Here is a 330-nt window from a genome sequence, read left to right as displayed (position 1 = left end):
ATCTTGTAAGAAGAATCATGGAAAACTCTTCTCAGGTTGGTGTATTAACAATTACGAGATCGCATAAGAAGAATGTGAAACTCTTGTCTCCAACAGAGATTTATAAACAAAATAAAGAAGAAGCTCGTTTGGTTCTTGATAACTCTATTTCTAAACTTGATGGAGAGTTTATTAATATTCCAACTCTAAGAAGTTACTTAGACAGTGAATTAAGAACAGTTGAGAATTCACTGGATCAATACCAATCAGAGCTTGGTAAAGAACAGAATAATATCTTCAAGACAAATGGTGAGATGATCACAGTTAAATCTCCTTCTGATGGAGAAACTG

At 33.3% G+C, this 330-nt stretch carries 1 protein-coding gene; it reads left to right on the top strand.

Translation table 11 applies throughout. The annotated features are described in order from the left end of the window. Window positions 1–17 precede the first annotated feature (17 nt). On the top strand, window positions 18–330 hold a 313-nt coding region (locus tag M901_RS11095; RefSeq protein ID WP_034721836.1), incomplete at its 3' end, for a hypothetical protein.

Origin of the sequence: Bacteriovorax sp. DB6_IX (assembly GCF_000447775.1) — a bacterium.
Taxonomy (GTDB): Bacteria; Bdellovibrionota; Bacteriovoracia; order Bacteriovoracales; family Bacteriovoracaceae; genus Halobacteriovorax_A.
This window is presented reverse-complemented; position numbering and strand designations above follow the sequence as displayed.